The sequence below is a fragment of the Flexivirga sp. G2 genome (assembly GCF_055397625.1).
On the sequence record NZ_AP039675.1, the window covers coordinates 297,502 to 322,553 of the forward strand.

Below are 25,052 nucleotides of genomic sequence, written 5' to 3' on the forward strand. Positions count from 1 at the left end.
TCCCGCGACGGAGGTAGCGCGAGGAGCGCCTGGCTACCCTCGCCTGTGTGCGCGACACGTGGCGGCATACCCTCACCGTCGATGACAGCTGGGTGCGCCCGTTGCCGGCGCGATGGTGGCGTGTCGACGCGGTCGTCGCCACCCTGTGGCTCGTGGTCGCGATCGCGAGCACCGAGGGCTACCGGGCGCTGGGCGCGCTCAACCGGGACCACACCGCGCTTTGGTTGCAGTACCTCTTCCTCGCGATCCCGTGTGTGGCGCTGCTCTTCCGGCGGCGCTCCCCGTTGCTGACCGTCAGCTTCACCACGGCTGCGTGGGTCGTGACGGGACAGGTCGACGGCAAGCTGACCCTGACGCTCGGCATCCAGTTCGTCTACATCTTCGCGATCTACTCCGCGACCGCCTGGTGTCGTACCCGCCACCGCGGGGCTTGGGTCATCGGCGGTTGCCTGCTGGTGCTTTTCGGTTGGGTCGCCTACACGCTCCTGTTTGAACGGTATGACGTCCCACCGGTCCCGCACGCCATACCCGGGTGGCTGGGCGCGACCATCGTCACCATCCTCACCAATGTCATCTACCTCGGCGGCGTGGTACTGCTCGGGATCCTCGAATGGCGCAACCTGCGCCGGCGCAGTGACCTGGAGGCCCAGGCGCGGACGATCGACGCACAAGCGGCCGAGTTGCGTCGTCAGGCGGTCGACGCCGAACGGTTGCGGATCGCCCGCGAACTGCACGACGTCGTCGCGCACCACGTGTCGGTCATCGGCGTGCAGGCCGGTGCGGCCCGACGAGTGCTCGATAAGCAACCGGACACCGCCCGTGAGGCGCTTGCGGGCATCGAGCGGTCCTCGCGCTCCGCCGTGTCCGAGATGCGCGCGCTGCTGAGCAGCCTACGCTCCCCGAACGAGCCGGATCGCGCCCCGACACCGGGCCTGACCGACGTCGACGTGCTGATCTCGGACTACCGGTCGGCCGGCCTGACGGTCGAGCTCACCACCGTCGGCGACCTGCCGCCGACGACGCCGGACGTCCCGCCCGGGGTCGGGCTCGCGATCTATCGCACGGTGCAGGAGGCGCTGGCCAATGTGCAACGGCACAGCACGGCAACGGCGGCCTCGGTCGTGACGCGGTTCGGTCGGCATACCGACGGAGCATGGGCCGAGGTCGAGATCCTCGACGAGGGCCGCCCGAGAACCTCGGGCACCGGCACGGGTCTCGGCCTGGTCGGCATGCGCGAGCGCGTCGTCGTGCTCGGTGGTGAGGCCGAGATCGGACCACGAGAAACGGGCGGCTTCCGCGTGCGGATCCGGCTGCCGTTCGAGTGACCCCGCACTGCGACGGTCGTGTCGTGCGGCGATCACTACAGTTGCCGCACGACGGACCGGAGCCGCTTCGCCAGAGGGAGAGCAATGAGCGACAACTCGCACACCAGCCCGCCGGCAGCCGCGACGCGGGTCGTCGTCGTCGACGACCAACGCCTGGTGCGGAGCAGCTTCGCGATGATGCTGTCGGTCGAGGACGACATCGAGGTCGTCGGTGATGCGGCCGACGGAGCGCAGGCGATCGAGCTGGTGCGTCGCGAGAGACCCGACCTGGTGCTGATGGACGTGCAGATGCCGGTGATGGACGGCATCGCCGCGACCGAGCAGATCGTCGCCGGCGATCTCGCCAAGGTGGTGCTGCTGACCACCTTCGATCGCGACGACTACCTCTTCGAAGGTCTGCGGGCTGGCGCGAGCGGCTTCCTGCTGAAGAACACCGCGCCCGAGGATCTCGTCGAGGCGATCCGGTCCGTCGCACGTGGGCATGCGCTGCTCGCGCCGGAGGTCACGCTCCGCGTGATCGAACGTATGACGACAACACCCGACACACCTTCTGTGGACCCGCAGCGGCCAGCGGCCCTCAAGCGACTCACCCCGCGCGAGCGTGAGGTGCTCGGACTCGTGGGTCGCGGTATGGCGAACGCCGAGATCGCCCGTGAGCTCTTCCTCGGCGAGGCCACCGTGAAGACCCATGTGTCCAGTTGCCTGGCGAAGCTGCACCTGCGGGACCGTGTGCAGGCCGTGGTCTTCGCCTACGAGACCGGCATCATCCGACCAGGCGATTGACCGTGCCTCAGCAGCGGTCCGATCCCCCCTGGTGCTTGTTGGCCGTCCTACGTCCGGGGGACCAGGGCGACGACCGGATCTCCATCCCGCGCCGGATCCGCGGCGTGGCCGATCGTCATACGTTCGAGGCATGTTGCAGATTGACCGACTGACGCGCCGCTTCGGTGAGACGGTCGCCGTGGACGCCGTCAGCTTCGAGGTGGGGGACGGGCAGCTGATCGGCTTCGTCGGTGGCAACGGCGCCGGCAAGACCACGACGATGCGGATGATCATGGGAGTGCTCGAGCCCAGCAGCGGTGCGGTGCGGTGGAACGACGCACCCTTGACGGCGCTCGATCGTCGCGAGTTCGGCTACATGCCCGAGGAGCGCGGCCTCTACCCGAAGCAGCCGGTGCTGGAGCAGGTCGCCTATCTCGCGCAGTTGCACGGGGTTTCGGCCCGTGACGCACGTGCACGGGGTATGGCGCTGCTCGACCGGTTCGGGCTCGGCGAGCGTGCGAAGGACAAGCTGGAGTCGCTGTCGCTCGGCAACCAACAACGGGTGCAGATCGTCGCCGCCGTCATCGCGCGCCCCAAGATGCTTGTGCTCGACGAGCCGTTCTCCGGTCTCGACCCGGGCGCCGTCGACGACATGGTGGCGTTGCTGCGCGAATTCACCGCCGACGGCACCCCGGTGCTGTTCTCGTCACACCAGCTCGACCTGGTCGAGCGGTTGTGCGATCGGATCGTGATCCTGTCGCACGGCCGCGTCGTCGCCAACGGCATCGCCGACGAGTTGCGACGCAGCGGACCGGTGCGGCATCGCCTGGTGACCGGTGGCGACGCCGGATGGGTGCGCGACCTCGGGTGGCTCGAGGTGATCGACGTCGCCGGCAACACGGCGGTCGTGCAGCTCGCGGCAGAGGAGGACACCGACCGGTTGCTTGCCGAGGCGATGCAACGGGATGCGGTGCGCGAACTCGCCGAGATCGTCCCGTCCGTCGCGGACATCTATCGCGAGGTGACGGCATGAACACCACGACAACCACCGTGTGGCGCCTCGTCGCGACCCGGGAAATCTCGGTGAAGCTGCGCGACCGCAACTTCCTGGTCTCGACGGCGCTGATGCTGGTCCTGGTGGTCGCCGCGATCGGCATCCAGTTCATCGCCACAGGTCACGAGGAGACCAAGCGGATCGCAGTTCAGAACTCCGCCGCGTCAACCCTCGTGGCCTCCGCGGACCGACTGGCCGACCACGCCGACGCATCGGTGAATCTGCAGTCGGACCGGGTGGATTCGGCGCAGGCCGTCGAGCGGCGAGTGTCCTCCGGGAAGGCGGATGCCGGGCTGCTGCGTGCCGGGGCCGGCTGGCGGTTGATCGGCAAGTCCGGCCGCAGCACCGATGTGGCGACATACCTCGGGCAGGCCGTCCAGCAGGACGCGGTGCGGCGCAACGCCGAGAAGGCGGGGACCTCACTCGCCGCGTTGCAGCACGGAGCACAACTGTCCTACGACCTGCTGTCCCCGGACGATGACGACGAAGGCGCCGCACGCGTCGGCGGGGTGGTCTTCGGGATGCTCTTCTACCTGGCAGCACTCCTCTTCGGTATGGCGATCGCGAACAGCGTCGTCGAGGAGAAGCAGAACCGCATCGTGGAGATCATCGCTTCGGCGATTCCGTTGCGGCAGTTGTTGATCGGCAAGATCATCGGCAACACCGTCCTCGCTCTCGGGCAGGTCGTGCTGTTGTCGCTGGTCGGCGTCGGCGGGCTGATGGTGACGGACAACGCCGACCTGCTCGACCAGCTGGCACCGGGCATCGTCTGGTTCGTGCCGTTCTTCCTCGTCGGGTTCCTGGCGCTCGCGGCGTTGTGGGCTGTCGTGGGCGCGCTCGCGACCCGCTCCGAGGACGTGCAGGCGACCTCAGCGCCGATGACCGCGTTGGTCGCGATCGTCTTCTTCGGTGGCATCCTCGCGACCGGGACGATCCAGTCGGTGCTGTCGTTCGTCCCCGTCTTCTCCACCATCGCCATGCCGGCGCGCGTCCTCACCGGCGCCGCGTCCTGGTGGGAACCCCTGGTGTCATTGGTGATTGCGCTCGCCGGTGCCTACGCGATCCTGCGGCTGGCCGAGCGGATGTACCGCACCGCGCTGCTGCAGACCTCGCACAAGATGAGCTTCCGCCAAGCGCTGCATCAAGAGGCCGACTGAGTCGCCCCATAAGCTGGCGACGTGCAGAAGAAACTCGTGGCACTGGACATCGACGGCACGTTGTTGCAGTACGACGGCAGCATGGACGACGAAGTGCGTGATGCGGTGCGTGCAGTCGCCGACGCCGGCCACCACGTGGTGATCGCAACCGGCCGCAGCATCCTCGGCGCGGCATCGGTGATCGAGATGCTGTCGCTCACCGATGGATTCGCGGTGACATCCAACGGCGCCGTGACTGCCCGGTTGCACGGCACCGGCTGGGAGATCGTCGACATGGTGACCTTCGATGCGACCCCGGTGCTCCGGGTGCTCAAGGACGCGTGGCCGGACGCCGTGGTCGGCGTCGAGGAGCCGGGTGTCGGCACGAAGGTCAGCGCGCCGTTCCCTGAGGACGAGTTGGTCGGTCCGAAGCGGATCCTGCCGTGGGACGAGCTGGGCGCCGAGCCGACCACTCGACTCACCTTCCGCTCGCCCAGCGGCACGGCGGAGGACTTCGTCGACCTGGTCGACCGGCTCGGCCTGCACGGGGTCAACTACGCCGTCGGCTACACCGCCTGGTTGGACGTCAACCCCGAAGGCGTCTCCAAGGCGTCCGCGCTGGAGCAGGTGCGTCGGGAGCTGCACGTCGAGCCTGCGGACACGGTCGCGATCGGTGATCACACGAACGACCTGGAGATGCTGCGCTGGGCGGCTCGCGGTGTCGCCATGGGCCAGGCGCCGGACGAGGTCAAGGCGGTCGCCGACGAGGTGACCTTGCCGATCGACGAGGCCGGCGCGGCCGTCATACTCCGGCAGCTGACGCGAGGATTCGTTCCGCATCCTCGCGTCGAAACCGATACGGATGGCCGTCCTTCGGCCGGACCGCTGGTCTGAGATGGCCGACCAGACGATCACCTCGGCGGCCAACCCACGACTCAAGGCGCTGGTCGCGCTGCGCCGCAGGCGGCGCCGTGAAGAGGCGGGCCGCACCTTGCTGGAGGGGTATGACGAACTGGCGCTCGCCCTCGACGCGGGCGTCCGGCCGGAGGAGCTCTACACCTGTGACGAGCTGATGGCCGATCCCCGGGCGCAGCACGACGTGGTGCGACAGGCGCGGGAAGCGGGTGCCGACATCGTCCGCCTGAGCCGCCAAGCGTTCGAGAAGGTCGCCTACCGCGAGGGCGCCGACGGCTTTCTGGCCGTGGTGCCGTCGGTGGGCGCGACTCCGCGTGAGCTGGCCCTTCCGGAGCACCCGTTGGTGCTGATCGCCGAGGGTGTGGAGAAGCCGGGCAACCTCGGCGCCATGCTGCGCACCGCCGACGCGGCCGGTGTCGATGCGGTGGTCGCGGCGAATCCGGTGACCGACTGGGGCAATCCCAACGTCGTGCGCGGCTCGAAGGGCACGGTCTTCTCGGTGCCGGTCGCGACCGCGACGACCGCGGAGACCTTCGCCTGGGCGAAGGAGCGCGATATCACGGTCGTGGCCGCCACTCCGGCGGCCACCGCACTGCACACCGACGTGGATCTCACCGGTTCGGTGGCGATCGCGGTCGGCACCGAGAAGGAGGGGCTGACCGACGAGGCCCTCGCGGCGGCGGACGTCCTCATCCGAATCCCTATGAGTGGCAAGGCAAATTCACTGAATGTCGCCACGTCGGCAGCGATCGTGCTCTATGAGGCGGTCCGCCAGCGCTGACCGTCGACCGGCCCCGCTGCAAAGTCGCTGAGTGAGCAGTGGCACCATCGGTTCATGCGAGTAGATCATCTTGTTTTCGCCGCCGAGCCCGACGGAATGATCGCCACCGCGAAGCGTTTGGGGGCGCTGTTGGGGGTTGAGCCGGTCGACGGTGGACTGCACCCCCGCTTCGGCACTCGCAACTCGATCATCCCGCTGACCGATCGCCGGTTCATCGAAGTCGTCGAGGTCCTCGATCACCCGGCGTCCGACAAGGCTCCGTTCGGTCAGGCCGTCCGCGCTCGTTCCGCAGCAGGCGGAGGGTGGCTCGGCTGGGTCGTCGAGGTCGACGACATGTCGATCGCCGAGCGGCTGCTCGGCCGCAGCGCGGTTCCCGGCAACCGGCACCGCCCGGACGGCGTGGAGATCTGCTGGAAGCAGATCGGCATCCTCGGTTTGATGGCCGACCCGCAGGTGCCGTTCTTCATCGAATGGCCCGAGGGGCAGGACCACCCGTCGACCGAAGGTGTTTCGACCGCGGCGCTCGCCGGTCTGCAGATCGCCGGATCCCCGGACCGCGTCCGCGAGTGGCTCGGCCTGGTCGGAGAGCCGGGTGTGGACCGTGAGGAGTGGGAGCCTGAGCTGCACTTCGACTTCGCTGCGCCGCACGGCACGCCGGGCCTGATGTCGGTGCAGTTCCGCAGCGCCGGCGCCCCGGTCACCATCTGAGCGACCCGGCCGACGGCCGTCGGTCAGCCGACGAGTTCGTAGCCCGCTTCGTCGACCGCGTCGGCGATCGCCTGCCGGTCGAGCGCCGCTTCGCTGGTGATGCGCACCGGTGAGTCGCCGCCCTCGTGCAGGTCGATCTGCACATCGCGTACGCCGTCGATCGTCTTGAGTTCCTCGGTGACTGCGGCCACGCAGTGGCCGCAGGTCATGCCGTTGACGGTGATGTCGGTCTGAGTCATCTGTCTCTCCTCGGTGTCGGGCGTCGATGTGCCGTCGGTATGGCGGAGCGGTCGCGGGTCAGCTGCGGACCAGGCGCGCGATGGCGTCGGACGCCTCACGCACCTTCTCGGTCGCGGCCTCGTCGGACTCGCGGGCGGCGTCGACCACGCAGTGACCGACGTGATCCTCGAGCAGGCCGAGGCCGACCGTCTGCAACGCCTTGGTGACCGCGCTGACCTGGGTCAGCACGTCGATGCAGTAGGTGTCTTCCTCGACCATGCGCTGGATTCCGCGCACCTGTCCCTCGATGCGCCGGAGCCGCTTGAGGTAGTCGTCCTTGGTGCCGGTGTAGCCCGCCATCCGTGCCTCCCGGTGCAGTGAGCCGCTGGATTTTGTATGACGAGTAGCTCCCGTCATACCTCCCGAACAGAATACCCCAAGGGGGTATTCGCCGAAGCTGTCACTCGTTGGAGGGGGCGGCGCGGATTGCGCTCATCGCCTTGTCGAGGTCGGCGCCGATGCCTTCCGCCCCGTCTGCACGGGACCGGCGCATCGCTGCCACCAGGGCCGCCGCGCACGCACCCGCCAGAGTCCGGGCGGCGAGTGGCTGCAGTCCGCGCGACACCAGGATCTCGCTCGCGGTGTCGGCGAGTAGGTCCACCTTGGCCGCGAATGCCGCGCGCAGCGCAGGTGTTGCGTCGACTACTTCATCGAGGGCGTAACTGTCGGCGCGCCTCCCTGCATCCGCGTAGTGCTCGACGATGCCGTCGCAGGCTCGCCGCAGTGATGTCCAGGGCTTCTCCGTTGCGGGGCGATCGGCAAGGGCAGCGAGGAAGCCTTCGCCCATCGCCGTCCACTTGGTCGCGACCACGTCCTCCTTGGAGGAGAAGTAGCGGAAAAAAGTCCGTCGGGAGACTCCCGAGGCTGCTGCCAGGTCGTCGACCGTCGTGGCGTCGTATCCCTTCTCGCGGAAGAGTCGCAGGGCGATCTCGGTCAACTCCGTCTGGAGCAGTCGTCGCTTGCGCTGCTGAAGGGTCGTCGAAGTCACGATCCCATAGTACATCTGATGTCACTAGTGGCACGAAGTGCCATTTATGACGTACAGTGTCGATATCGGTTCACGCAGAGGAGTAGTCATGACCACCTTGTATCGCGACCAGCAGGCATGGAAAGACCTGCAGCAGTTCCTGCCCGAGCGGCTACAGCTGGACGGTGAGACCGCGCCCGCCGAGGAGTTCTGGGACTGGCACGGCAACCAGGTCCACCTCGATCGCTACACAAACCCGGACGCGCCGGTGCGGGTGATCCTGCACCACGGTGTCGGCACCAACGGCCGGCAGATGTCACTCATCCTGGGCGCGCCGCTGGCCCGGCACGGCTTCGACATCGTCGCCGTCGACAACCTCGGCTATGGCATGACCGAGGTCCGCAAGGGTTACGCGCCGAGGTATGACGACTGGGTCGACCTCGTCGTGGACTTCATCGCAGCCGAGAACGCTCGTGACCCGAAACCCACTGTGCTCTACGGTCTTTCGGCCGGTGGCATGCTGACCTACCACGTCGCAGCCAAGGCTCCGAGAGGTGCGCTGCGGGGCATCGTCGGGATGACTTTCCTGGACCAGCGTGTGCAGGAGGTGGCCGACCGGACGTCGCACGACATCGTCACGGCACGCGTCGGTGCCCCCGCGATGCGGCTGATCGCGGGGACACCTCTCGGGGGACTGCGTTACTCCATGGCGCTGGCGTCCAAGATGTCGGCGCTGGCCAACGACCCCGGCGCGATGAAGGTCTTCATGAAGGACCGGACATCGGCCGGCAATGCGATGTGGTTGCGATTTCTTGCGACATACATGCGCTACACGCCGAAGGTGGAGCCGGCCGATTTCGACGCGTGCCCGGTGCTGCTGACCCAGCCCGCGCAGGACCGCTGGTCACCGCGCGAGTTGTCGACGCCGGTCGTATCCAAGCTGCGGGACTTCGAGGAGGTCAGTCTCGAGGGTGCCGGGCACTATCCACTCGAGGATCCCGGCCTGCGGCAGATGGAGGACGCAATCGTCGCGTTCGTGCAGCGCGTGGCGGCCTGAGGTCAGTTCACGGCGAGCTTGCAGAAGGTCGCGAAGTCGTTGGCCGTGTAGTACCAGGCGGCGGGGTTGGTCAGCGTGCCGCCGCCGGTGACGATGCGCCGCGAACCGCGGGTCGAGTCGCCGGGGGTCGGGACGGTGTAGAGGTGGTAGTAGCTGCTGGACTCGGCCGGCAGCTGGCCCTCGCGGTTCTGGTATACCGTGCCGTCCTGGGTGTAGGGGAACGGCCCGTCGTCCTTGATCAGTTGCTCGGTGTCGCCGACCTCGGCGGGCACCGACGCAGCGTCGCAATCCGGGACGCTCGGGTCGCCGCCACCGCCGTTGACACCGGTGATCTTGCAGAACGATGAGTAGTGGTCGCCGGTGTAATACCAGACGGGAGGGCTGGTCAGCGGCGTGCCGCCGGTGATGATCCGGCGAGTGCCGCGCGTCGGCGCACCGGGCGTGATCACGGTGTACTCGTGGTAGTAGCCGCTGGATTCGGCCGGCAGGATGCCCTCGCGGTTGTCGAAGACGACGCCGTCGTTGTTCGGGTAGGGGAACGGTCCACCCTGCTTGATCAGGTTCGCCGTGTCGGTCGCCTGGGTCGGCAGCGACGACAGCGCACAGTCCGGGATGGTCGCCGCGGCGGTGAACGCCGGGCCGGCGGCGACGCCATACGTCGGAGTCGCGTGCGCGACCGACGGGGTGGCGGCGACACCGACGCCGGTGACGAGCGAGGCCGCGGCAACGGCGAATCCGAAACGAGGAGTAAGAATTCTCATGCTGCGAGCCTGCCAACGGCCCGGAATCCTGCAGGTGGCCGATCGGTCAGGATTGCGTCAGAAGTTGGTCAAGCGCGAGGCGGGTTGGATGGCCGAGGAGGGGAGGGGCGAATGACGGCTTCCTCGGCGAGCGACGGTCGGATCGGGCCGTCACTGGGCGAAGAAGCCGTCATTCGGCGAGGTCAGGCGTCGAGGAACTTCACCAGTTGCGGCGCCAGCCCGACATACGTCGCGGGGGTCATCGTCAGGAAGCGCTCCTCGACGTCGGCCGGCAGGCCGAGGCCACGAACGAATTCACGCAGGTCGGCCTCGCTGATCCGGCGACCGCGGGTGAGCTCCTTGAGTCGCTCGTAGGGCTGCTCCATGCCCGGCACACCGCGGGCGCCGAGGGCGCGCATCGCGGACTGGATCGGCTCGCCGAGCACCTCCCAGTTGGCGTCGAGGTCGGCGGCCATCCGCTCCGGCGCCGCGTCGAGCCCGGCCAGGCCACGCGCGACGTTGTCGATCGCCAGCAGCGAGTGCCCGTATGCCGTGCCGATGTTGCGCTGCATGGACGAGTCCGTCAGGTCCCGCTGCATCCGGGAGGTGACCAGCGTGCTGGCGAGGACGTTCAGCAGGCCGTTGCTGACCTCGAGATTGGCCTCGGCGTTCTCGAAGCGGATCGGGTTGACCTTGTGCGGCATGGTGCTCGAGCCGACCGTGCCCTGACCGCGGGCCTGGGCGAAGTAGCCCATCGAGATGTAGGTCCACACATCGGTCGCGAGGTTGTGCAGGATTGCATTGAAGCGGGCGATGTCGCTGTAGACCTCGGCCTGCCAGTCGTGACTCTCGATCTGGGTGGTCAGCGGATTCCACTGCAGGCCAAGGGATTCGACGAACGAGCGAGAGATGGCGACCCAGTCCGTCTCCGGCACGGCCGCGGTGTGTGCGCCATACGTGCCGGTCGCGCCGTTGATCTTGCCGAGGTACTCCGCGCCGGCGATCCGACGCAGCTGACGACGCAGCCGGTGGGCGAGCACGGCCAGCTCCTTGCCCATCGTGGTGGGCGTCGCGGGCTGACCGTGCGTGTGGGCCAGCAGCGGCACCTCCGCGAGTTCCGTTGCCATGCCGGCGATCTGGTCGACCAGCGCGGTCGCCTTGGGCGTCCACACGCGCTCGGTGGCGCCCTGGACCATCAGCGCATAGGAGAGGTTGTTGATGTCCTCACTGGTGCACGCGAAGTGGATCAGCTCGGCGAGCCCGGCGGCGTCCTCGGTGCCGACGATCTGCGGCAGGCGGCGCTTCAGGTAGTACTCGACGGCCTTCACGTCGTGCACCGTCTCGCGCTCGATGTCGGCCAGCTCGGCGATGTCCGCAGTGTCGAACTGCGCTGGTATGTCGCGCAGCCCGGCGATCTCCTGCTCGGTCAGCCGGCGTACACCGGGGACCGCGTCGTGCGATGTCAGGTGGATCAGCCACTCGACCTCGACGTGCACCCGCTGCCGGTTCAGCGCGGCCTCGGACAGGTGGTCGACGAGCGGGGCGACAGCGGCCCGGTAACGCCCGTCCAGGGCGCCGAGCGCGATGGGCGGGTTGGCATCAGCAAGCGAACGCATGGGCTGATTGTCCCAGAGACGCCTTACGGGACGGCGAGGGCGGTGCGCATCAGCGCGGCCGAGCCGAGTCGCGCGACCTGGGTCGCGGGAAGCCGCCGCGCCTGCCAGCGGCGCAGGTCACCGCCGGAGTTCAGCGTGGCCGCGAGAGTGGCGGCATCCACGATCGCGCTGCACGCCCCGCGGCCGAGGTTCGGCAGCATGGCGTGCGCGGCGTCCCCGATGACGACATACCTGCCGCGTGCGTACGACCTCATCCGCGGCGTCACCCACAGTGCCGTCGCGAGCGTGTCGCAGGCGGCTTCGTCGAGGACGCGCCGCACAGCTGAGGCGGCACTGCGGAACAGATCGCGAGCCTCCGCGAGCACCTGCGCCACCTCGAAAGGCTCGACGAGCCCGCTGCGGTGCGTCGTGAACCAGTAGGTCCGATCGCCGGTGACGGGCACGATGCCCGCAAGCAGCCCGCCGCCCCAGTACTCGCCCACATCGACGGGTTCCGGTGTGCCGGAACGGATCCCGCGCAGTGCAATGTATGGCGTTGCCGTTCGCTCCGCCGCTTTCGGATCGACCAGGCCGCGCACCCGGCTGCGGACGCCGTCCGCACCGACCACCAGATCCGCATCCAGCTCCGCAGGGTCGGTGACCGCACCGCTCACCCGGCGCACGGACGCGGGAACGGCATGCGCGAGCACCGCCAGCAGCCTCGGTCGGTCGACCATGGCCGGGCCCGGGCCACGCAGGGTGATCAGTCGCCGTCCGTCGATCCGGTGCAACGCGCCGCCGGTCTGCCGGGCCGCGTCATCGGGCAGTGCGCCGATTCCGTCGAGTATCCGCTGGGCCGCACCCCATAGCCCGAGTGCGCTGCCGGTGACGGCGCGCTCCGGCTGTGCTTCGTGGATGACCACCTCGAAGCGGCTCGGGTCGAGGGACGCCGCCAGCGTCATACCGGCGATGCCGCCGCCGACCGCGGCAACGCGCGAGATCACGCGGTGGTGGAGTCGTCCATCGCGATGACGGCGAAGATCTCCCCGTGCTGCCCCTGCAGCAGTGCCTCCGGGCCCATCGGGGTGTCGATCGTCATCAGGATCGCGGCACCGAGCTCCTGGGCAATCTGTGCCGACGAGTCACGATCGGCGACCGCGAAGTGCACCAGCCACGACGGCGGTGCATCATCGGGCAACTGCTCGGCCTGATGTATGCCGGCCACGGTCTCCCCGGACGGCAGTTTGACGACGGAGTAGGCGCCTTCAAGATCATCGTAGGTGTAGCCGAACACCTTGCTGTAGAACGCTTTCGAGCCCTCGAGGTCACGTGTCATCAGGTCGTTCCAGACGACCGAGCCGGGCTCGTTGACCAGGCCGAACCCGATCAGGCCCGCTCCCTGCCACAGCCCGAAGAAGGCGCCGGTCGGGTCGGCGCAATAGGCGGACCGCCCGACGCCCGGGATGTCGATGACCTCGGTCAGGACCCGTCCGCCGGCCGCGGTCACGGCTGCGCAGGTCGCGGCGATGTCGTCGGTGGCGAAGTAGGTGGTCCAGAACGGTGGCGCGTCACCGCCGTTCTTGTGCTCCAGGCCGGCGACCGGCTGGTCGTCCTTGCGGCATACGCGGTAGTCGGCGTGCTCGTCGTCGCGCTGGACGTCCCAGCCGAACAGCTTCTCGTAGAAATCCTGCGCGTGGTGCATCCCTCGGTGTGCCGGCTCGAAGGCGCAGTCGACCCAACAGGGCGTGCCGGTGGGCCACGGAGTGGTTCGCTCGCTCATTGTCCGAGCTTAGGCGCGGTGTCGTCGGTATGACGCCCGAAGCACCGTATGGCGGGCGACCGAGCAGGAAATTGCGGGGTTGTTCAAATCAACTTCAAGGTTTCGCCAACCGGCCCCCGCGGTGGCGGCAGCGCCCTAACGTATGCCCATGGAGGACGAGAGGGTGGGGAGGTGTCCTCAGATGACGGGAGACCTGCGCGACTCGATCGCGTTCCGGGCATCACGCGAGGCCGCGAAGGCGATGATCGGCGAGGTCGACGCGTTGCGTTGGCTGCTGCACGTCGTCGAGACCAGGTTGCGGACACCCGGGGTCGCCGACGTCGCCACGAACGTGCACCTGGACATCGCCGAGGCGATCGTCGATGCACACATCGAGGAGTTCGCCGAGCCCGGCCTGACCGCCGAGCGATCGGCGCAGCTGCGCTCCGATCCGCGGTGCCTGGTGGTCGTTGCTGCGCTGCACTTCATCACCACCACGCATTGCCCCACCGTGCTCGACGACAAGGACGATCTGGAGATCCTGCGGTGGGCGACCGACGTCGCGCGCTGCGAGCTACCGGTCAGCTGACTCACCTTCCGACCGACGGAGTGCAGCCGGCTGCGCGTCAGAGCTCGGCCTGCAACTCCGCGACGAGCCCACGGCAGGCCGCCTCGACCTCGTCGCGACACCGATCGAAGTCCGACGCGTTGCCGAAGTAGGGGTCGTCCAGCTCCAGGTCGCCGGCCGCCATGGCGTCCGCGTCGAACTCGCGAACAAGTCGGGTCTCGGCGGATGCGCTCACATGCCCGTCGCCGAGCTGCAGCAGGTCGTGCAGGTGGCCGCGATCTGCGGCCAGGATGAGGTCACGTTCGTCGAGGTCGGACGCGCGCAGCTGGCGGGCCCGGTGCGCGCTGCCGTCATACCCGCCGCGGCTGAGTGCGGCGAGTGTGCGGGGGTCGGCCCCCTGGCCCACATGCCAGTCGCCGATGCCGGCGGAGTCGACCGTGACCTGGTCGCCCAGGCCGGCCTCCTCGAGCATCGAGCGCAGGATCACCTCGCCCATGGGGGAGCGGCAGATGTTTCCCGAGCACACGAAGCACACTGAATACGTCACTCAGCGACCCTACTTCGGCGCGTTCGAATCAACGCCACCCGTCACCGGATCCGGGCGGCACCTCCGCTGGCGACGGCCTCGAAGACCGTCGGCGTCGGGAAGCCACCGGCCGCTGCCGCTGCCACGCAGGCGTCCGCGACCATGGCGGCGTCCTGCTGGTCGACCAGGGCGATGACGCAGCCGCCGAAGCCACCGCCGGTCATCCGGGCGCCGTGCGCGCCGGCCGCGACGGCAGCCTCCTGCAAGGTGTCGACGCTCGGCACGGTGATCTCGTAGTCGTCACGCATCGACGCGTGAGAGTCGTTGAGCAGCACGCCGATTCGTCGCAGGTCGTCACCCGCGAGCAGCAATTCCGCGGTCTGCTCGACGCGCGCCGAATCGGTCACCACGTGGCGGGCACGACGTCGCAGCAGCGGCGGCAACTTGTCGAGCGTGGTGGCCAGGCTCTCCAGGGGGACGTCGCGCAGTTCGTCGACGCCGAGTCGCAGCGCGGCCTCGTGGGAGGACTGGCGTCGCTCGGCGTACTCGCCGCTGGCGTGGGAGTGCGCGGTGTGCGAGTCGATGACCAGCAGGGAGAGGCCGGCCGCGGGCAGATCGAAGGGCAGCTGGGTGATCGTCACCGCGCGGGTGTCGATCTGCATGGCGTAGGACTCCTGGCCGCACACGGACGCCAGCTGGTCCATCAGTCCGGTGGGTGCGCCGGCGATCTTGTTCTCCGCGTCGCGGCCCAGGTCAGCGACGGTCTCCTCGTCGAGCTGCCAGTCGAGCAGGTCCGACCAGGCCCGCGCGGTCACGCACGACAGCGCCGCAGACGACGAAAGTCCGGCGCCCACAGGCACATTGGAGTCGAGCGCGATATCGAGCCCGGTCACCGGCAGGTCACGCTGTCGCGCCGCCCACCCCACACCCACGACGTATGCCGCCCAGCCGTAGTCGCCGCCTTCGGCCACTTCGGTGAGATCCAGGGTGACGATCGCACCGTCGTCCATCGACGTCGATGCCACCCGCACCAGGTTGTCGTCCCGCCGTCGGATCGCCGCCACCGTGTGCTGCGCCAGCGCGATCGGAAGCACGAATCCGCCGTTGTAGTCGGTGTGTTCGCCGATGATGTTGACCCGGCCCGGTGCCGCCCAGACACCGTCGGGCTCCTCGTCATACAGCGCGCGGAAGCGGGTGACCAGCGCGTCGAAATCGATCGGGTCCGGAGTGCGAATCACGTTGCCGTCCATGGTGTCCCTACTCATGCCGACGCGTCCCGCAGTCGCCGCGCCACGTCCTCCGGCAGACCGTCGTTGACGAACGCCCCCTGGCCCGACTCGGACCCGGCGAGGAACTTCACCTTGCCCTCCGCGCGCCGGATCGAGTACAGCTCCAGGTGCAGCCACGCGACGTCCCGGTAGGACGAGGCCGGTGCCTGCTGCCAGGCGGCGATGTACGGCGTCGGCTCGTCATACAGCCGGTCGAAGCGCTGCAGCACGTCGAGATAGATCGGCACGAAACCGTCGCGGCCCGCGGCGTCCAGCGCGGGCAGGTCGGGCACCTGTCGCTTGGGGTAGAAGTGCACCTCGATCGGCCAGCGCGCGGCGAACGGCACGAACGCGATCCACTCGTCGTTCTCCGCGACGACCCTTGTGCCTGCTGCGGATTCGCTGGCGATGAGGTCGCCGAAGAGACTGCTGCCGTGCGCGTCGAGGTGGGCCTGTGCGTGCTCGAGCTCGGTGGCCGCACGCGGTGGCACGAACGGGTAGCCGTAGATCTGCCCGTGCGGATGCTGCAGGGTGACGCCGATCTCCTTGCCGCGGTTCTCGAACGGGAAGACGTGCTCGACCCCGTCCATCGCGTTCAGGTCGGCGGTGCGGTCGGCCCAGGCGTCCATGACCAGGCGGGCCTGTTCGGGAGTGAGCTCGGCGAACGAGGAGTTGTGGTCGCTGGTGAAGCAGACGACCTCACAACGGCCGCGGCCCGCGCGGATCTGTTCCAACCCCTCGGTCCGCGTCTCGGGAACCTGCGCGGTCAGTTCGTATGACGGGAAACGGTTTTCGAACGCAACCACTTGGTATTCGGAGGACGGGACCTCGGACTGGTGGTCCCGCGACGGGCACAGCGGGCACTCGTTCGCCGGCGGCATGTAGGTGCGGCTCTGCCGGTGGGACGCGACGGCGATCCATTCGCCGGTCAGCGGGTCGAGGCGCAGTTCCGACCCGGTCACGGTGGTGGGCAGATCGCGCTGGTCGGTCGCCGCGGTCCGGCCGGTGCCGTCCGCGTCATACCAGAGGATCTGGCGGCCGTCGGCGAGCCGACCGGTCGTGCGCTCCATGAGGTCTCCCGGGAGTGAGGGGTCCGCCGGTGCCGCTCGGGTCTCGGCTGACGCAGTCGAACGTTTGAAAATGTTCAGTCCTGTTGTAGCACGAACTCGTCCGATGTCCGGAATGGCCTCACCCGCCGGACGGTTGTGCTGTGCGGATCGTTCGACGTCGGAAAGAGGATGCAATGCGGATCGCAGTGATCGGGGCCGGCGGAGTCGGCGGCTACTTCGGCGGGCAGCTCGCGGCGGCCGGCCAAGACGTGCTGTTCGTGGCGCGCGGCCGACAACTCGCGGCGCTCCGCGAACACGGACTCACCGTCGCCAGCGATGTCCACCCGGTGCAACTGCCCGACGTCCGCGCCACCGACGACATCCGGGCGATCGGCGACGTCGATCTGGTGCTGATCGCCGTGAAGCTGGGCGAGACGGAGAACGTCGCCCGGCAACTCGCCGACCTGCCGAACGGCCCGCGTGCGGTGCTGTCGCTGCAGAACGGCGTGCAGAAGGACGAGATCCTGCGCACGCACCTGCCGGCCGCCGAGATCCTCGGCGGCGTCTGTTACATCGCCGCGGCCATCGAGTCGCCCGGCGTCATCCGGCACAACGGGTCGCTCGCCCGCATCGTCTTCGGCCCGTATGACGGCACTCGCAGCCGGACCGTCGACGCCCTCGAGCACGCGCTCGCGGAGGCCGGTGTCGAGGCGGAGGTGAGCGACGACATCGAGGCCGCCGTATGGCGCAAGTTCGTCTTCCTCGTCGCACTGTCGTCGGCGACCAGTGCAGCACGGCAACCGATCGGCGTGCTGCGTGCGCACGACGCGTCGCGCCGGCTGCTGCGCGACCTGATGACCGAGACCGTCGCCGTGGCGGCCGCGCGGGGCGTCGCGTTGCCGGCGGACTACGTCGACCAGCAGATGGACTTCATCGACACGCTGCCGGAGCGGATGAACTCCTCGATGCACCACGACCTGACGCACGGCAATCCCCTGGAGCTGCCCTGGCTGGCCGGTGGTGTCGTCACCATGGGCGAGGCTGCGGGCGTGCCGACTCCGGTGTGCCGAGCCCTCGCCGGCGTGCTCGCGCCATACGAGAAGGGCGGAACGCCGGCCTGATCCGCCCGCAACGACGAAGCGGCCGCACCCTCGAGGGGTGCGGCCGCTTCGGCTCTTGAGGCGGTTCGGTCGCTCAGTCCTTGTTGCGCGTGGCGATGCGCGCAACGTTGATCGCGAGCTCGAGCGCCAGTCGGACGATCGCGACGACCACGACCAGCCACACCAGGTCGGTGATGGTGTGCACGATCGCGGAGAACGTGCTCATGTGCTTGACCTCGGCGTCACCGAAGTCCTCGCTGCCGAAGTTGTAGATCAGGTTGCTGATGAAGTGCAGGACCGCCCAGACGATGACACCCAGGAAGGTGAGGCTGGCGATCTTCTCGGTCAGCGACTTCTTGAACTGCAGGTCCGAGAAGAGGTCACCGACGCCCTCGCCGGCACCCGACACGACCTGGCCGGCGTCCGAGGCGAACTGCTGGCCGACCTGCTGCGCGCCACCGACGAAGCCCTGGCCGCCCTGGTCCGACTGCTGCTGACCCTGGTCGCCCGGCTGGCCGTAACCCTGCGGCGGCTGCTGGCCGTAGCCCTGCGGTGCCTGCTGCTGGCCCGGCTGACCGTAGCCCTGCTGGTCATAACCCTGCTGGTCGTAGGACGGCTGGTTCTGCTGCCCGAAGCCCTGACCCAGGCTCTGACCCTGGTAGCCCTGCGGAGCACCCTGGCCCGGCTGGCCGCCCTGACCCTGCTGATCGTTGTTCCACGAGCCACCTGTGGGCGTCGACATACGTTCCCTCCTCTGTCGTCCAGGGCCCCATCCGGCGCCCGTTGTCAGCCCCCATCCAACCTGCTCGCGGCCGGGGCGTCCAACGAACCCCCGATCCCGTGGGAGATATGGTGCCCCTCGCGCCGTGACAACGCCGGTCGCCGATCGACCCGTCCGCGGTCACCTTCCGACGAAGCCGTGCTCATAGGCGTAGCGCACCAGACCGGCGCGGCCGTTGCTGCCGGTCTTCGCCAGCAGGTGGTTGATGTGCGTCTTGACGGTGCTGACCGACACGAAGAGCTCACGAGCGATCTGGTTGTTGGCGAGGCCGGCGGCGACCAGCCGCAGCACGTCGATCTCGCGCTCGGTCAACCCGTCAGCATCGCTGTATGGCGCCGGCGCGCCACTCCCGCCCGCACCCGCCGCCTGCAGCATCGCGGTCGTCGCCTTCGCGTCGAGCAGCGACCGGCCCTGCGCCGCGGCGCGCACCGCGGTCGCGATGGTGTCCGGGTCGGCATCCTTGTTGAGGAAGCCGAGTGCCCCGGCGGACAACGCATCGACGATGGTCGCCGCATCGTCGTACGTCGTCAGCGCGACCGCCTGCGTCCGGGAGCCACCCGACCGCAGCCGGCGGATACCTTCGACCCCACCGATCCCCGGCATCCGCAGGTCGGTCAGCAGCACGTCCGGGTCGGTGTCGGCCACCAACGCCAGTGCCTCCTCCGCCGTGGCAGCGACGCCGACGACGTCGATCCCGTCGATCAGCCCGAGCATCGACCGCAGCCCTTCACGGACGACGGTCTGGTCGTCGGCGAGCACCACCCGAACCGTCATACGACCTCCTCGTCCGTGGCCCAGTGGGCGACCAGCAGCCACCCGTCCGTCGTCGCGCCGGCGTCGAGGGTTCCGTGCTCGACCCTGAGCCGGCGCCGCAAGCCCGCCAGCCCGTGGCCGCCGCTCACCTGCTCGGTCGCGGGAAGCACGCTGACATCACCGAGCGTGGTCACGCGAATCTCGTTGTCGGACAGCGTGATCCGAATCGGTAGAGCGGGCGCGTGACGCACCGAGTTGGTGAGTCCCTCCCGTAGCACCGCCCGGGCGGTCTCCCGCCGCTGCTCCGGTATGGCGGAGGTGTCCCCGACCACCTCGATCCGTGTGTCCGAGCCGATCCGCAGGCGATCGACCGTCTGTTGCAGCCAGTCGTCGAGTGGCTCCGCGGCCGTGGTCGACGCGGCACTGTGCAGCGACTCGACCGCCACCCGTGCACCCTGCAGACCCTCTTTGGCCAGGTCCGTCGCGACGGAAAGCCGTTGCTGCAGTGCGGGACTCGCGTCCTCCTGGCGTGCCTGCAACCCCGCGGTCTGCAATGACACGATGAGCCCGGACAGGGTGTGCGCGAGCACATCGTGCAGGTCCGCGGCGATCTCGCGTTGTCGCTCGGCGCTCGCGGCGCGGGCACGTTCCTGGGCGATCACCTGCTCCTGGGCCGCGGCGAGCTCGGCCGACTCGATCTGCCGGCGGCGCTGTTGCAGCAGCGCGATCACGACCAGCGCGAGCAGCAGGTCGATCGCGAGGGTGGCGAGCCCGTCGTGCTGATGCAGGGCCAGGTAGCCGATGCCGAACAACGGCGCGACGGCATACATCACGACGCGCGGCAGATCGAAGGCACGCGCACAGGTCACGATCGGCAGGTACGGCAGCCAGACGAGCCCGCCGAACGGGAGCGCGACGACCATCGCCGCCGACCCGAGCGACATCGCCCACAACTGCCACGGCAGCCACCGGTCCGGGCTGCTGTCGAGGACATGCCTCCGCCACCAGGCGCCCCCTGTCACGAATCCCGCGACGGCGATCACCCCTGCTGCCGTCCCGACCAGCTGGGCCGCCCGCGACGGGTGTTGATCGCTCGTGACGCCGGTCGCGGCGAGTGCGGAGCCCGCGAAGGAGCCCGCGATCACCAACCGGATCAGGATCCGGTCCAATCGCAGGTCGTCCAGCTCGCGCATCCGCACCCGGCCAAACCTACGGTTCTTCCATGGGAACTCCACCCGGAGCGCGGCGGATCTCCACCCGGGCTCCACCCTCGGGCCGATGCCTCCCGACCCGTGGGCCGGGAGAGTTGAGGTCATGAACACCGCAACCGTCGTCCTCGAAGTTCTGCTCGTCCTCGGCCTCATCCTCGTCCGTCAATTGCGGGTGCAACGCGTCAAGGACAACCTGTTGCGGTTCCCGCTGATCATCGGCGGACTCGGGGTGATCAACGCCGTCAGCTTCCTGCAGGACCATCACGTGACCGCAGGCGACGTGGCCGGCGTGATCGCGGGCCTCGTCGTCGCCGCGGCGGTCGCCAGGCCGCGCGCCCGGTCGATGCGGGTATGGCGCGACGCCGACGGCACCTGGCTGCGACGCGGCACGCCGATCACCATCGGCTGGTGGCTGGTCGCGCTGGCCGGACATGTGGCGACCGCGATCGCCGGGCCGCTCGCGTTCGGTGAAACACCGCATGGATTCAGCGGATTCGACTCCGCGACGATCATGATCTATCTCGGGGTCAGCCTCGGCGTGCAGGCGTGGTTCCTCGAGCAGCGGCTGCAGCGCGCCGGTCGCGCGCGCCCGGTGAGCGCCGTGCAACTCGCGAAGTGAGGTGCACATCACATCCGGTGAATTTGCACTATGGCACCCCAAAGGGCAAAGCTTGTTCTGTGCACACCTCCACCTCGACCACAGCGGCGCCTCGCTTGATGATTGCCGAGCCGATGCCCTTGAAGCGGCTGCAGACGGCTCACCGAATCACCTCCGCGGCACAGCAGTTGGCAGTCGAGAAGGGGTATGACGATTTCACACTCGACGAGCTCGCCGAACGTGCTGGAGTGTCCCGGCGCACGTTGTTCAACTACTTCGACGGCAAGCTCGAGGCAACTGTCGGCGGTGGTCCGCAGCTGCGCCAGGCAGACATCGACACGTTTCTCGCCGGTGGCCCTACGGGGGAGTTCATCGACGACGTGGCCGAGTTGGTCCTGGGCATTCTGCGTGCCACCGCCGAGGTCGAGATGACCCGCCAGGACTGGCTCACCATGCGCCGGTGCTTCGAGACCAACCCCAAACTCATCATCGCGGTCCACGAGATGTTTGCCGGCTTCGTCGAGGGTGTGCAGGAGTTGCTCTCGCAACGCTCCGGCATACCTGCCGCCGATCCGCGATCTCGCGTGTTCATCGCCATGATCGGGGCCGTATTCGATGCCTCGATGGACGAATTCAGCACCGGCGACGACGACCGTGACCTGGCAGGTGTCTTCGTCGACAACCTCGCCATTGCACGCCAGATCTTTCACTGAACCACACCGTATTCACGCCAGACCGGACCTAAGGATTTCCATGGCTTCCCTTCTCTACCGGCTCGGCCACACGGCCTATCGCCGGTGGCCGATGTTCATCGCCGCCTGGGCGATCGTGCTCGTCGGCTTCGGCGCGCTGGCGGTCGGCGTCAGCAAGCCGATGGTCGACAAGTTCAGCATCCCGGGCATTCCGTCGCTGCAGGCGCAGTCCATGCAGCAGAAGCTCTTCCCGGGCACCGGTGACGTGCAGGACCAGGCGGCCGCGACGGTCGTTGTCTCCGCGCCGCAGGGTCACACGCTGCAGGAGACCAAGTACAAGAACGCCGTCAACGACCTCATCGCGGACCTGAAGAAGGTCCCGCAGATGCCGACGGCCGCCAAGGCACAGCCGGTCAACCCGGTCGTCGCGGCGCAGGCGCAACAGGCGCAGATCCTGAAGCAGGCCGGCAAGAGCCCGCAGCAGCAGGCCGCCGCGAAGCAGAACGCCCAGGCGGTCTCGCCGCTGTCCAAGGACGGCCGCACCGGGACGATCAGCTGGAACTTCAAGGTCGACACGGTCGCCGACGTCAAGGCCAGCACGCAAGATGACGTCCTCACGGCGCTCAAGGGTGCCCGCGCGGACGGACTGCAGGCGGAGGCCAACGGGTCCGGCATGCAGGCCATGCCCGAGACGGGCGGCAGCAGCGAACTGCTCGGCATCATCGTCGCCGCGTTCGTCCTGTTCATCACCTTCGGATCGCTGGTGGCGGCCGGTATGCCGATCATCTCCGCCGGCGTCGGCGTCATGATGGGCGAGCTGGCGATCCAGTTCGCCACCGGCTTCACCACGATCGGCACCACCACCCCGATCCTGGCCACGATGATCGGCCTCGCGGTCGGCATCGACTACACGCTGTTCATCCTGGCGCGCTATCGGACCGAGCTGGGTGAGACCGATGACCGGGCGCACGCAGCCGGCCTCGCAGTCGGAAAGGCGGGCAGCGCAGTCGTTTTCGCAGGCCTGACCGTGCTGATAGCCCTCTGCGCGTTGTCCGTGGTCGGCATTCCCTTCCTGACCTCGATGGGTCTGGCCGCGGCCGGGTCGGTGTTCTTCGCAGTGTGCGTCGCGCTCACCCTGCTGCCTGCGGTGCTGGGCATGCTCAAGTCGAAGGCGTTCGGCGCCCAGCTGCGCAAGCGCACGGACAAGATCGCCGAGGACGGCAAGACCACCAACAACGGTGTTCGCTGGGCCAATCTGCTGGGCAAGAAGCCGGCGATCATCGTCGGCCTGGTGATCGTGGTGCTGGGCGGTCTCGCCCTGCCGATGAAGAACCTGCACCTGGCCCTGCCGAGCGACTCGACCGCGGCATCGTCGACGACGCAGCGCAAGGCCGCCGACATGATCACCGAGTCGTTCGGTGCCGGGCGGCAGGCTCCCCTGCTCACCGTCGTCGACGGCAGCAAGATCGACGGCACCCAGCAGCGGATGGCGGCATACGGCCAGGTCATGGGCTGGGCCGGCAGTCAGCAGGATGTCGTCAACGCGCAGATCGTCGCGGTCAACAAGGACAAGTCCGGCGCGCAGATCCTCATCACGCCGAAGAGCGGCGCCGACGACCAGTCGACGCTCGATCTGCTGAACACCCTGCGCGACGGTCAGTCGGCCATCGAGAAGAAGACCGGCACCGAGGTCGGTGTCACCGGTACCACCGCCGTACAGACCGACGTGTCGACCCAGCTCACCGACGCGCTGCCGAAGTACCTGGCGGTCGTCATCGGGCTGGCGTTCCTGCTGCTGATGGTGGTCTTCCGCTCGATCCTCGTGCCGCTCACGGCCACCCTGGGCTTCCTGCTCTCGGTCCTGGCGACGCTCGGCGCGACGGTCGCGGTCTTCCAGAACGGCCTGTTCGGGATCGTCGAGGGGCAGCCGATCGTCAGCTTCATGCCGATCATCCTGATCGGCATCGTCTTCGGGCTGGCGATGGACTACCAGGTCTTCCTGGTCACCCGAATGCGGGAGGCCTACGTGCACGGGGCGGACGCCCGGGCATCGATCGTCGACGGGTTCCGGCACGGCGCCCGCGTGGTGGCGGCTGCCGCGACGATCATGATCTCGGTGTTCGCCGCGTTCATGCTGCAGAGCAACAGCCTGATCCAGTCGATGGGTTTCGCCCTCGCGGCGGCGGTGTTCTTCGACGCGTTCGTCGTGCGGATGATGCTGATCCCGGCCGTCATGTACCTGCTGGGTGACAAGGCCTGGTGGCTGCCGAAGTGGCTGGACAAGATCCTGCCGCGGGTCGACGTCGAGGGCGAGGGCCTGGCGAAGAAGCTGGCGCCCGAGCCGATCGAGGACGACGAGGCGCTGGCGAAGGCCTGACCCGGCACTGGCATGCAGGAAGCGGCCCGGTGAGCATCACGCTCACCGGGCCGCTTCCGTCATACAAGCAGTGCTGTTACTTGACGGCGCTCGCGTCGATGGCGCCGGCCGGTGCGGTCACGGGCGACTGCTGGTTCCAGCCGTCGGCGGTCACCGAACCCTCGTCGCTCTGGTCCGCCGGCGGCAGCAGCCGCAGGAAGTCCTTGGTGTCGCCCGCCAGGGTGAGGCTGCCACCGCTGGGTGAGTCGTCGGTCACGATGTAGACGTCCTTGCCGTTGTACGACGACTTCTTGCTCTTCGACTTCGCCAGGTCGCTGTCGGTGATGGTCTCCTCGCCGAGGACCCCGTCGAGGAACGACTTGATCGTGATGGTGGACAGCTTCGCCTTCGTCGACGGAGGAGCGACGACCCACCTGTCGGCGACCTTGGCCGCGATGGTCGGGGTCATCTTGCCGGCGGTGGTCCAGAAGGTCTTGTCGGCCTTGAGGTAGGTCTTGTCGGAGACGGTGCGGAAGGTCGCGGTGCCCTGCCCGGTCTGCGACACGCTGGCTTCCTGGTTGGTCCCGTCGACGGCGCCCTTGATGTCGATGACCTCGGACTTCGTGCCGTCCTTGATGTCCGCGTGCAGGTGTGCGCTCTTGGCCTTCTGGTATGCCGCCCGGGCCTCGTGCACCAGGGATGTGGCATCAGGGGTGCCGGCCTGGTCGCCGCCGGAGGCCGAGGTCGACGAGCCGGATGTCTGGTCGGACGCTTGGCTCGATGTCTGGTCGGACGCTTGGCTCGATGCCTGGTCGGACGCGCTGCTCGTGCCGGAGTCGGAGGCCTGGCCGACCGCGGAGGACGCCGCGCTGCCGGCGGACGTGCTGCCCCCGGAACCGGAGCTGGAGCCGCAGGCGGCCAACGACAGGCCGAGCGCCGCGGCGACGGTCAACTGGGAGATCGTGGTGACGGTACGCATGTCCTCCAAAGTACGTGACGGTCAGCGGCCGGGCGCCGGCCGGCCCAGCACGTGGAAGGGCCCCTGCCGGCGTCGCCGGCAGGGGCCCTTCGT

The 25,052-nt window shown here is 68.5% G+C and carries 27 protein-coding genes; 13 read left to right on the forward strand and 14 right to left on the reverse strand.

The window, feature by feature from the left end; all coding sequences use genetic code 11:
- The first annotated feature begins 47 nt into the window (after window positions 1–47).
- The 7 genes from ACZ50J_RS01450 to ACZ50J_RS01480 all read left to right on the forward strand — a co-directional run bounded on the left by ACZ50J_RS01450 (window position 48) and on the right by ACZ50J_RS01480 (window position 6,681).
- Window positions 48–1,325 (forward strand): sensor histidine kinase, encoded by a 1,278-nt coding sequence (locus tag ACZ50J_RS01450; protein ID WP_464299512.1) that lies wholly within the window; start codon window positions 48–50, stop codon window positions 1,323–1,325.
- Window positions 1,326–1,409: 84 nt separating this feature from the next.
- A complete protein-coding gene (locus ACZ50J_RS01455; RefSeq protein ID WP_464299513.1) occupies window positions 1,410–2,108 on the forward strand; it encodes a response regulator in 699 nt (232 codons plus the stop codon).
- A gap of 130 nt (window positions 2,109–2,238) precedes the next feature.
- Window positions 2,239–3,120: an ABC transporter ATP-binding protein gene (locus ACZ50J_RS01460; protein ID WP_464299514.1), complete on the forward strand. Its 882-nt coding sequence runs from the start codon at window positions 2,239–2,241 to the stop codon at window positions 3,118–3,120.
- Entirely contained in the window at window positions 3,117–4,298 is a 1,182-nt protein-coding gene (locus ACZ50J_RS01465) for an ABC transporter permease (protein WP_464299515.1), read from the forward strand. Before ACZ50J_RS01460 ends, ACZ50J_RS01465 begins: the two co-directional genes overlap by 4 nt.
- Window positions 4,299–4,319: 21 nt before the next feature.
- Window positions 4,320–5,171 carry an HAD family hydrolase gene (locus ACZ50J_RS01470; protein ID WP_464299516.1) on the forward strand — a complete coding sequence of 284 codons (852 nt, stop codon included), beginning with the start codon at window positions 4,320–4,322 and terminating at the stop codon, window positions 5,169–5,171.
- Between the two features lies 1 nt (window position 5,172).
- Window positions 5,173–5,973 (forward strand): TrmH family RNA methyltransferase, encoded by an 801-nt coding sequence (locus ACZ50J_RS01475; RefSeq protein ID WP_464299517.1) that lies wholly within the window; start codon window positions 5,173–5,175, stop codon window positions 5,971–5,973.
- Between the two features lie 54 nt (window positions 5,974–6,027).
- Complete coding sequence (locus ACZ50J_RS01480; protein ID WP_464299518.1) at window positions 6,028–6,681, forward strand: VOC family protein; 654 nt, start codon at window positions 6,028–6,030, stop codon at window positions 6,679–6,681.
- Window positions 6,682–6,704: 23 nt separating this feature from the next.
- Here the strand turns inward: ACZ50J_RS01480 and ACZ50J_RS01485 are convergent, their stop codons facing one another.
- The 3 genes from ACZ50J_RS01485 to ACZ50J_RS01495 form a co-directional block, all read right to left on the reverse strand.
- A complete protein-coding gene (locus ACZ50J_RS01485; RefSeq protein ID WP_464299519.1) occupies window positions 6,705–6,920 on the reverse strand; it encodes a heavy-metal-associated domain-containing protein in 216 nt (71 codons plus the stop codon).
- Between the two features lie 58 nt (window positions 6,921–6,978).
- Window positions 6,979–7,260, reverse strand: coding sequence for a metal-sensitive transcriptional regulator (locus tag ACZ50J_RS01490; RefSeq protein WP_464301390.1), 282 nt, complete (start codon window positions 7,258–7,260; stop codon window positions 6,979–6,981).
- A 100-nt stretch (window positions 7,261–7,360) separates the two neighbouring features.
- Window positions 7,361–7,948 (reverse strand): TetR family transcriptional regulator, encoded by a 588-nt coding sequence (locus ACZ50J_RS01495; RefSeq protein ID WP_464299520.1) that lies wholly within the window; start codon window positions 7,946–7,948, stop codon window positions 7,361–7,363.
- 88 nt (window positions 7,949–8,036) lie between these two features.
- Between ACZ50J_RS01495 and ACZ50J_RS01500 the strand changes: the two genes are divergently transcribed.
- Window positions 8,037–8,984, forward strand: coding sequence for an alpha/beta hydrolase (locus ACZ50J_RS01500; protein ID WP_464299521.1), 948 nt, complete (start codon window positions 8,037–8,039; stop codon window positions 8,982–8,984).
- A 2-nt stretch (window positions 8,985–8,986) separates the two neighbouring features.
- Here the strand turns inward: ACZ50J_RS01500 and ACZ50J_RS01505 are convergent, their stop codons facing one another.
- The 4 genes from ACZ50J_RS01505 to ACZ50J_RS01520 form a co-directional block, all read right to left on the reverse strand.
- Window positions 8,987–9,745: a guanyl-specific ribonuclease gene (locus ACZ50J_RS01505; RefSeq protein WP_464299522.1), complete on the reverse strand. Its 759-nt coding sequence runs from the start codon at window positions 9,743–9,745 to the stop codon at window positions 8,987–8,989.
- A gap of 182 nt (window positions 9,746–9,927) precedes the next feature.
- Entirely contained in the window at window positions 9,928–11,340 is a 1,413-nt protein-coding gene (gene purB, locus ACZ50J_RS01510; protein ID WP_464299523.1) for an adenylosuccinate lyase, read from the reverse strand.
- Window positions 11,341–11,363: 23 nt separating this feature from the next.
- Window positions 11,364–12,323: an FAD-dependent monooxygenase gene (locus ACZ50J_RS01515; protein ID WP_464299524.1), complete on the reverse strand. Its 960-nt coding sequence runs from the start codon at window positions 12,321–12,323 to the stop codon at window positions 11,364–11,366.
- On the reverse strand, window positions 12,320–13,099 hold the full coding sequence (locus ACZ50J_RS01520) for a VOC family protein (RefSeq protein WP_464299525.1): 780 nt from the start codon (window positions 13,097–13,099) through the stop codon (window positions 12,320–12,322). The genes ACZ50J_RS01515 and ACZ50J_RS01520 overlap by 4 nt, the downstream gene beginning before the upstream one ends.
- Before the next feature lie 181 nt (window positions 13,100–13,280).
- Between ACZ50J_RS01520 and ACZ50J_RS01525 the strand changes: the two genes are divergently transcribed.
- Entirely contained in the window at window positions 13,281–13,667 is a 387-nt protein-coding gene (locus tag ACZ50J_RS01525; protein ID WP_464299526.1) for a hypothetical protein, read from the forward strand.
- A 37-nt stretch (window positions 13,668–13,704) separates the two neighbouring features.
- Here ACZ50J_RS01525 and ACZ50J_RS01530 read toward each other — a convergent pair whose 3' ends face one another.
- Genes ACZ50J_RS01530 through galT form a run of 3 tightly spaced genes read right to left on the reverse strand, consistent with a single transcriptional unit; the run spans window position 13,705 to window position 16,510 of the window.
- A complete protein-coding gene (locus ACZ50J_RS01530) occupies window positions 13,705–14,193 on the reverse strand; it encodes a low molecular weight protein-tyrosine-phosphatase (protein WP_464299527.1) in 489 nt (162 codons plus the stop codon).
- Window positions 14,194–14,234: 41 nt separating this feature from the next.
- Window positions 14,235–15,437 carry a galactokinase gene (galK, locus tag ACZ50J_RS01535; RefSeq protein ID WP_464299528.1) on the reverse strand — a complete coding sequence of 401 codons (1,203 nt, stop codon included), beginning with the start codon at window positions 15,435–15,437 and terminating at the stop codon, window positions 14,235–14,237.
- Entirely contained in the window at window positions 15,434–16,510 is a 1,077-nt protein-coding gene (gene galT, locus ACZ50J_RS01540; protein ID WP_464299529.1) for a galactose-1-phosphate uridylyltransferase, read from the reverse strand. The genes galK and galT overlap by 4 nt, the downstream gene beginning before the upstream one ends.
- 173 nt (window positions 16,511–16,683) lie before the next feature.
- Here galT and ACZ50J_RS01545 point away from each other — a divergent pair, with 173 nt between their 5' ends.
- Complete coding sequence (locus ACZ50J_RS01545) at window positions 16,684–17,610, forward strand: 2-dehydropantoate 2-reductase (RefSeq protein WP_464299530.1); 927 nt, start codon at window positions 16,684–16,686, stop codon at window positions 17,608–17,610.
- Between the two features lie 73 nt (window positions 17,611–17,683).
- On the opposite strand, the gene ACZ50J_RS01550 is transcribed toward ACZ50J_RS01545, so the two are convergent.
- From ACZ50J_RS01550 to ACZ50J_RS01560, 3 genes are all read right to left on the reverse strand, one after another.
- Window positions 17,684–18,331: a DUF4282 domain-containing protein gene (locus ACZ50J_RS01550; protein ID WP_464299531.1), complete on the reverse strand. Its 648-nt coding sequence runs from the start codon at window positions 18,329–18,331 to the stop codon at window positions 17,684–17,686.
- Between the two features lie 159 nt (window positions 18,332–18,490).
- Window positions 18,491–19,144, reverse strand: coding sequence for a response regulator (locus tag ACZ50J_RS01555; protein ID WP_464299532.1), 654 nt, complete (start codon window positions 19,142–19,144; stop codon window positions 18,491–18,493).
- Window positions 19,141–20,316, reverse strand: a complete 1,176-nt coding sequence (locus ACZ50J_RS01560; RefSeq protein ID WP_464301391.1) for a sensor histidine kinase — start codon at window positions 20,314–20,316, stop codon at window positions 19,141–19,143. The genes ACZ50J_RS01555 and ACZ50J_RS01560 overlap by 4 nt, the downstream gene beginning before the upstream one ends.
- Before the next feature lie 121 nt (window positions 20,317–20,437).
- On the opposite strand from ACZ50J_RS01560, the gene ACZ50J_RS01565 reads away from it, so the two are divergent.
- From ACZ50J_RS01565 to ACZ50J_RS01575, 3 genes are all read left to right on the forward strand, one after another.
- The gene (locus ACZ50J_RS01565; protein ID WP_464299533.1) at window positions 20,438–20,953 is read left to right on the forward strand and encodes a hypothetical protein; all 516 of its coding nucleotides are present in this window, start codon (window positions 20,438–20,440) and stop codon (window positions 20,951–20,953) included.
- Window positions 20,954–21,066: 113 nt separating this feature from the next.
- Complete coding sequence (locus ACZ50J_RS01570; protein ID WP_464299534.1) at window positions 21,067–21,645, forward strand: TetR/AcrR family transcriptional regulator; 579 nt, start codon at window positions 21,067–21,069, stop codon at window positions 21,643–21,645.
- A 40-nt stretch (window positions 21,646–21,685) separates the two neighbouring features.
- Window positions 21,686–24,001: an MMPL family transporter gene (locus tag ACZ50J_RS01575; RefSeq protein ID WP_464299535.1), complete on the forward strand. Its 2,316-nt coding sequence runs from the start codon at window positions 21,686–21,688 to the stop codon at window positions 23,999–24,001.
- A 76-nt stretch (window positions 24,002–24,077) separates the two neighbouring features.
- On the opposite strand, the gene ACZ50J_RS01580 is transcribed toward ACZ50J_RS01575, so the two are convergent.
- Window positions 24,078–24,959, reverse strand: a complete 882-nt coding sequence (locus tag ACZ50J_RS01580; protein ID WP_464299536.1) for a hypothetical protein — start codon at window positions 24,957–24,959, stop codon at window positions 24,078–24,080.
- Between the last annotated feature and the right edge of the window lie 93 nt (window positions 24,960–25,052).

Bases quoted from the DNA above. Each gene is read 5' to 3' on its own strand.
- ACZ50J_RS01455 (WP_464299513.1), top strand. From the start codon at position 1,410: ATGAGCGACAACTCGCACACCAGCCCGCCGGCAGCCGCGACGCGGGTC.
- ACZ50J_RS01460 (WP_464299514.1), top strand. From the start codon at position 2,239: ATGTTGCAGATTGACCGACTGACGCGCCGCTTCGGTGAGACGGTCGCC.
- ACZ50J_RS01465 (WP_464299515.1), top strand. From the start codon at position 3,117: ATGAACACCACGACAACCACCGTGTGGCGCCTCGTCGCGACCCGGGAA.
- ACZ50J_RS01475 (WP_464299517.1), top strand. From the start codon at position 5,173: ATGGCCGACCAGACGATCACCTCGGCGGCCAACCCACGACTCAAGGCG.
- ACZ50J_RS01480 (WP_464299518.1), top strand. From the start codon at position 6,028: ATGCGAGTAGATCATCTTGTTTTCGCCGCCGAGCCCGACGGAATGATC.
- ACZ50J_RS01485 (WP_464299519.1), bottom strand. From the start codon at position 6,920: ATGACTCAGACCGACATCACCGTCAACGGCATGACCTGCGGCCACTGC.
- ACZ50J_RS01490 (WP_464301390.1), bottom strand. From the start codon at position 7,260: ATGGCGGGCTACACCGGCACCAAGGACGACTACCTCAAGCGGCTCCGG.
- ACZ50J_RS01500 (WP_464299521.1), top strand. From the start codon at position 8,037: ATGACCACCTTGTATCGCGACCAGCAGGCATGGAAAGACCTGCAGCAG.
- ACZ50J_RS01505 (WP_464299522.1), bottom strand. From the start codon at position 9,745: ATGAGAATTCTTACTCCTCGTTTCGGATTCGCCGTTGCCGCGGCCTCG.
- purB (WP_464299523.1), bottom strand. From the start codon at position 11,340: ATGCGTTCGCTTGCTGATGCCAACCCGCCCATCGCGCTCGGCGCCCTG.
- ACZ50J_RS01520 (WP_464299525.1), bottom strand. From the start codon at position 13,099: ATGAGCGAGCGAACCACTCCGTGGCCCACCGGCACGCCCTGTTGGGTC.
- ACZ50J_RS01525 (WP_464299526.1), top strand. From the start codon at position 13,281: ATGACGGGAGACCTGCGCGACTCGATCGCGTTCCGGGCATCACGCGAG.
- galK (WP_464299528.1), bottom strand. From the start codon at position 15,437: ATGAGTAGGGACACCATGGACGGCAACGTGATTCGCACTCCGGACCCG.
- galT (WP_464299529.1), bottom strand. From the start codon at position 16,510: ATGGAGCGCACGACCGGTCGGCTCGCCGACGGCCGCCAGATCCTCTGG.
- ACZ50J_RS01545 (WP_464299530.1), top strand. From the start codon at position 16,684: ATGCGGATCGCAGTGATCGGGGCCGGCGGAGTCGGCGGCTACTTCGGC.
- ACZ50J_RS01550 (WP_464299531.1), bottom strand. From the start codon at position 18,331: ATGTCGACGCCCACAGGTGGCTCGTGGAACAACGATCAGCAGGGTCAG.
- ACZ50J_RS01555 (WP_464299532.1), bottom strand. From the start codon at position 19,144: ATGACGGTTCGGGTGGTGCTCGCCGACGACCAGACCGTCGTCCGTGAA.
- ACZ50J_RS01560 (WP_464301391.1), bottom strand. From the start codon at position 20,316: ATGCGCGAGCTGGACGACCTGCGATTGGACCGGATCCTGATCCGGTTG.
- ACZ50J_RS01565 (WP_464299533.1), top strand. From the start codon at position 20,438: ATGAACACCGCAACCGTCGTCCTCGAAGTTCTGCTCGTCCTCGGCCTC.
- ACZ50J_RS01570 (WP_464299534.1), top strand. From the start codon at position 21,067: ATGCCCTTGAAGCGGCTGCAGACGGCTCACCGAATCACCTCCGCGGCA.
- ACZ50J_RS01575 (WP_464299535.1), top strand. From the start codon at position 21,686: ATGGCTTCCCTTCTCTACCGGCTCGGCCACACGGCCTATCGCCGGTGG.
- ACZ50J_RS01580 (WP_464299536.1), bottom strand. From the start codon at position 24,959: ATGCGTACCGTCACCACGATCTCCCAGTTGACCGTCGCCGCGGCGCTC.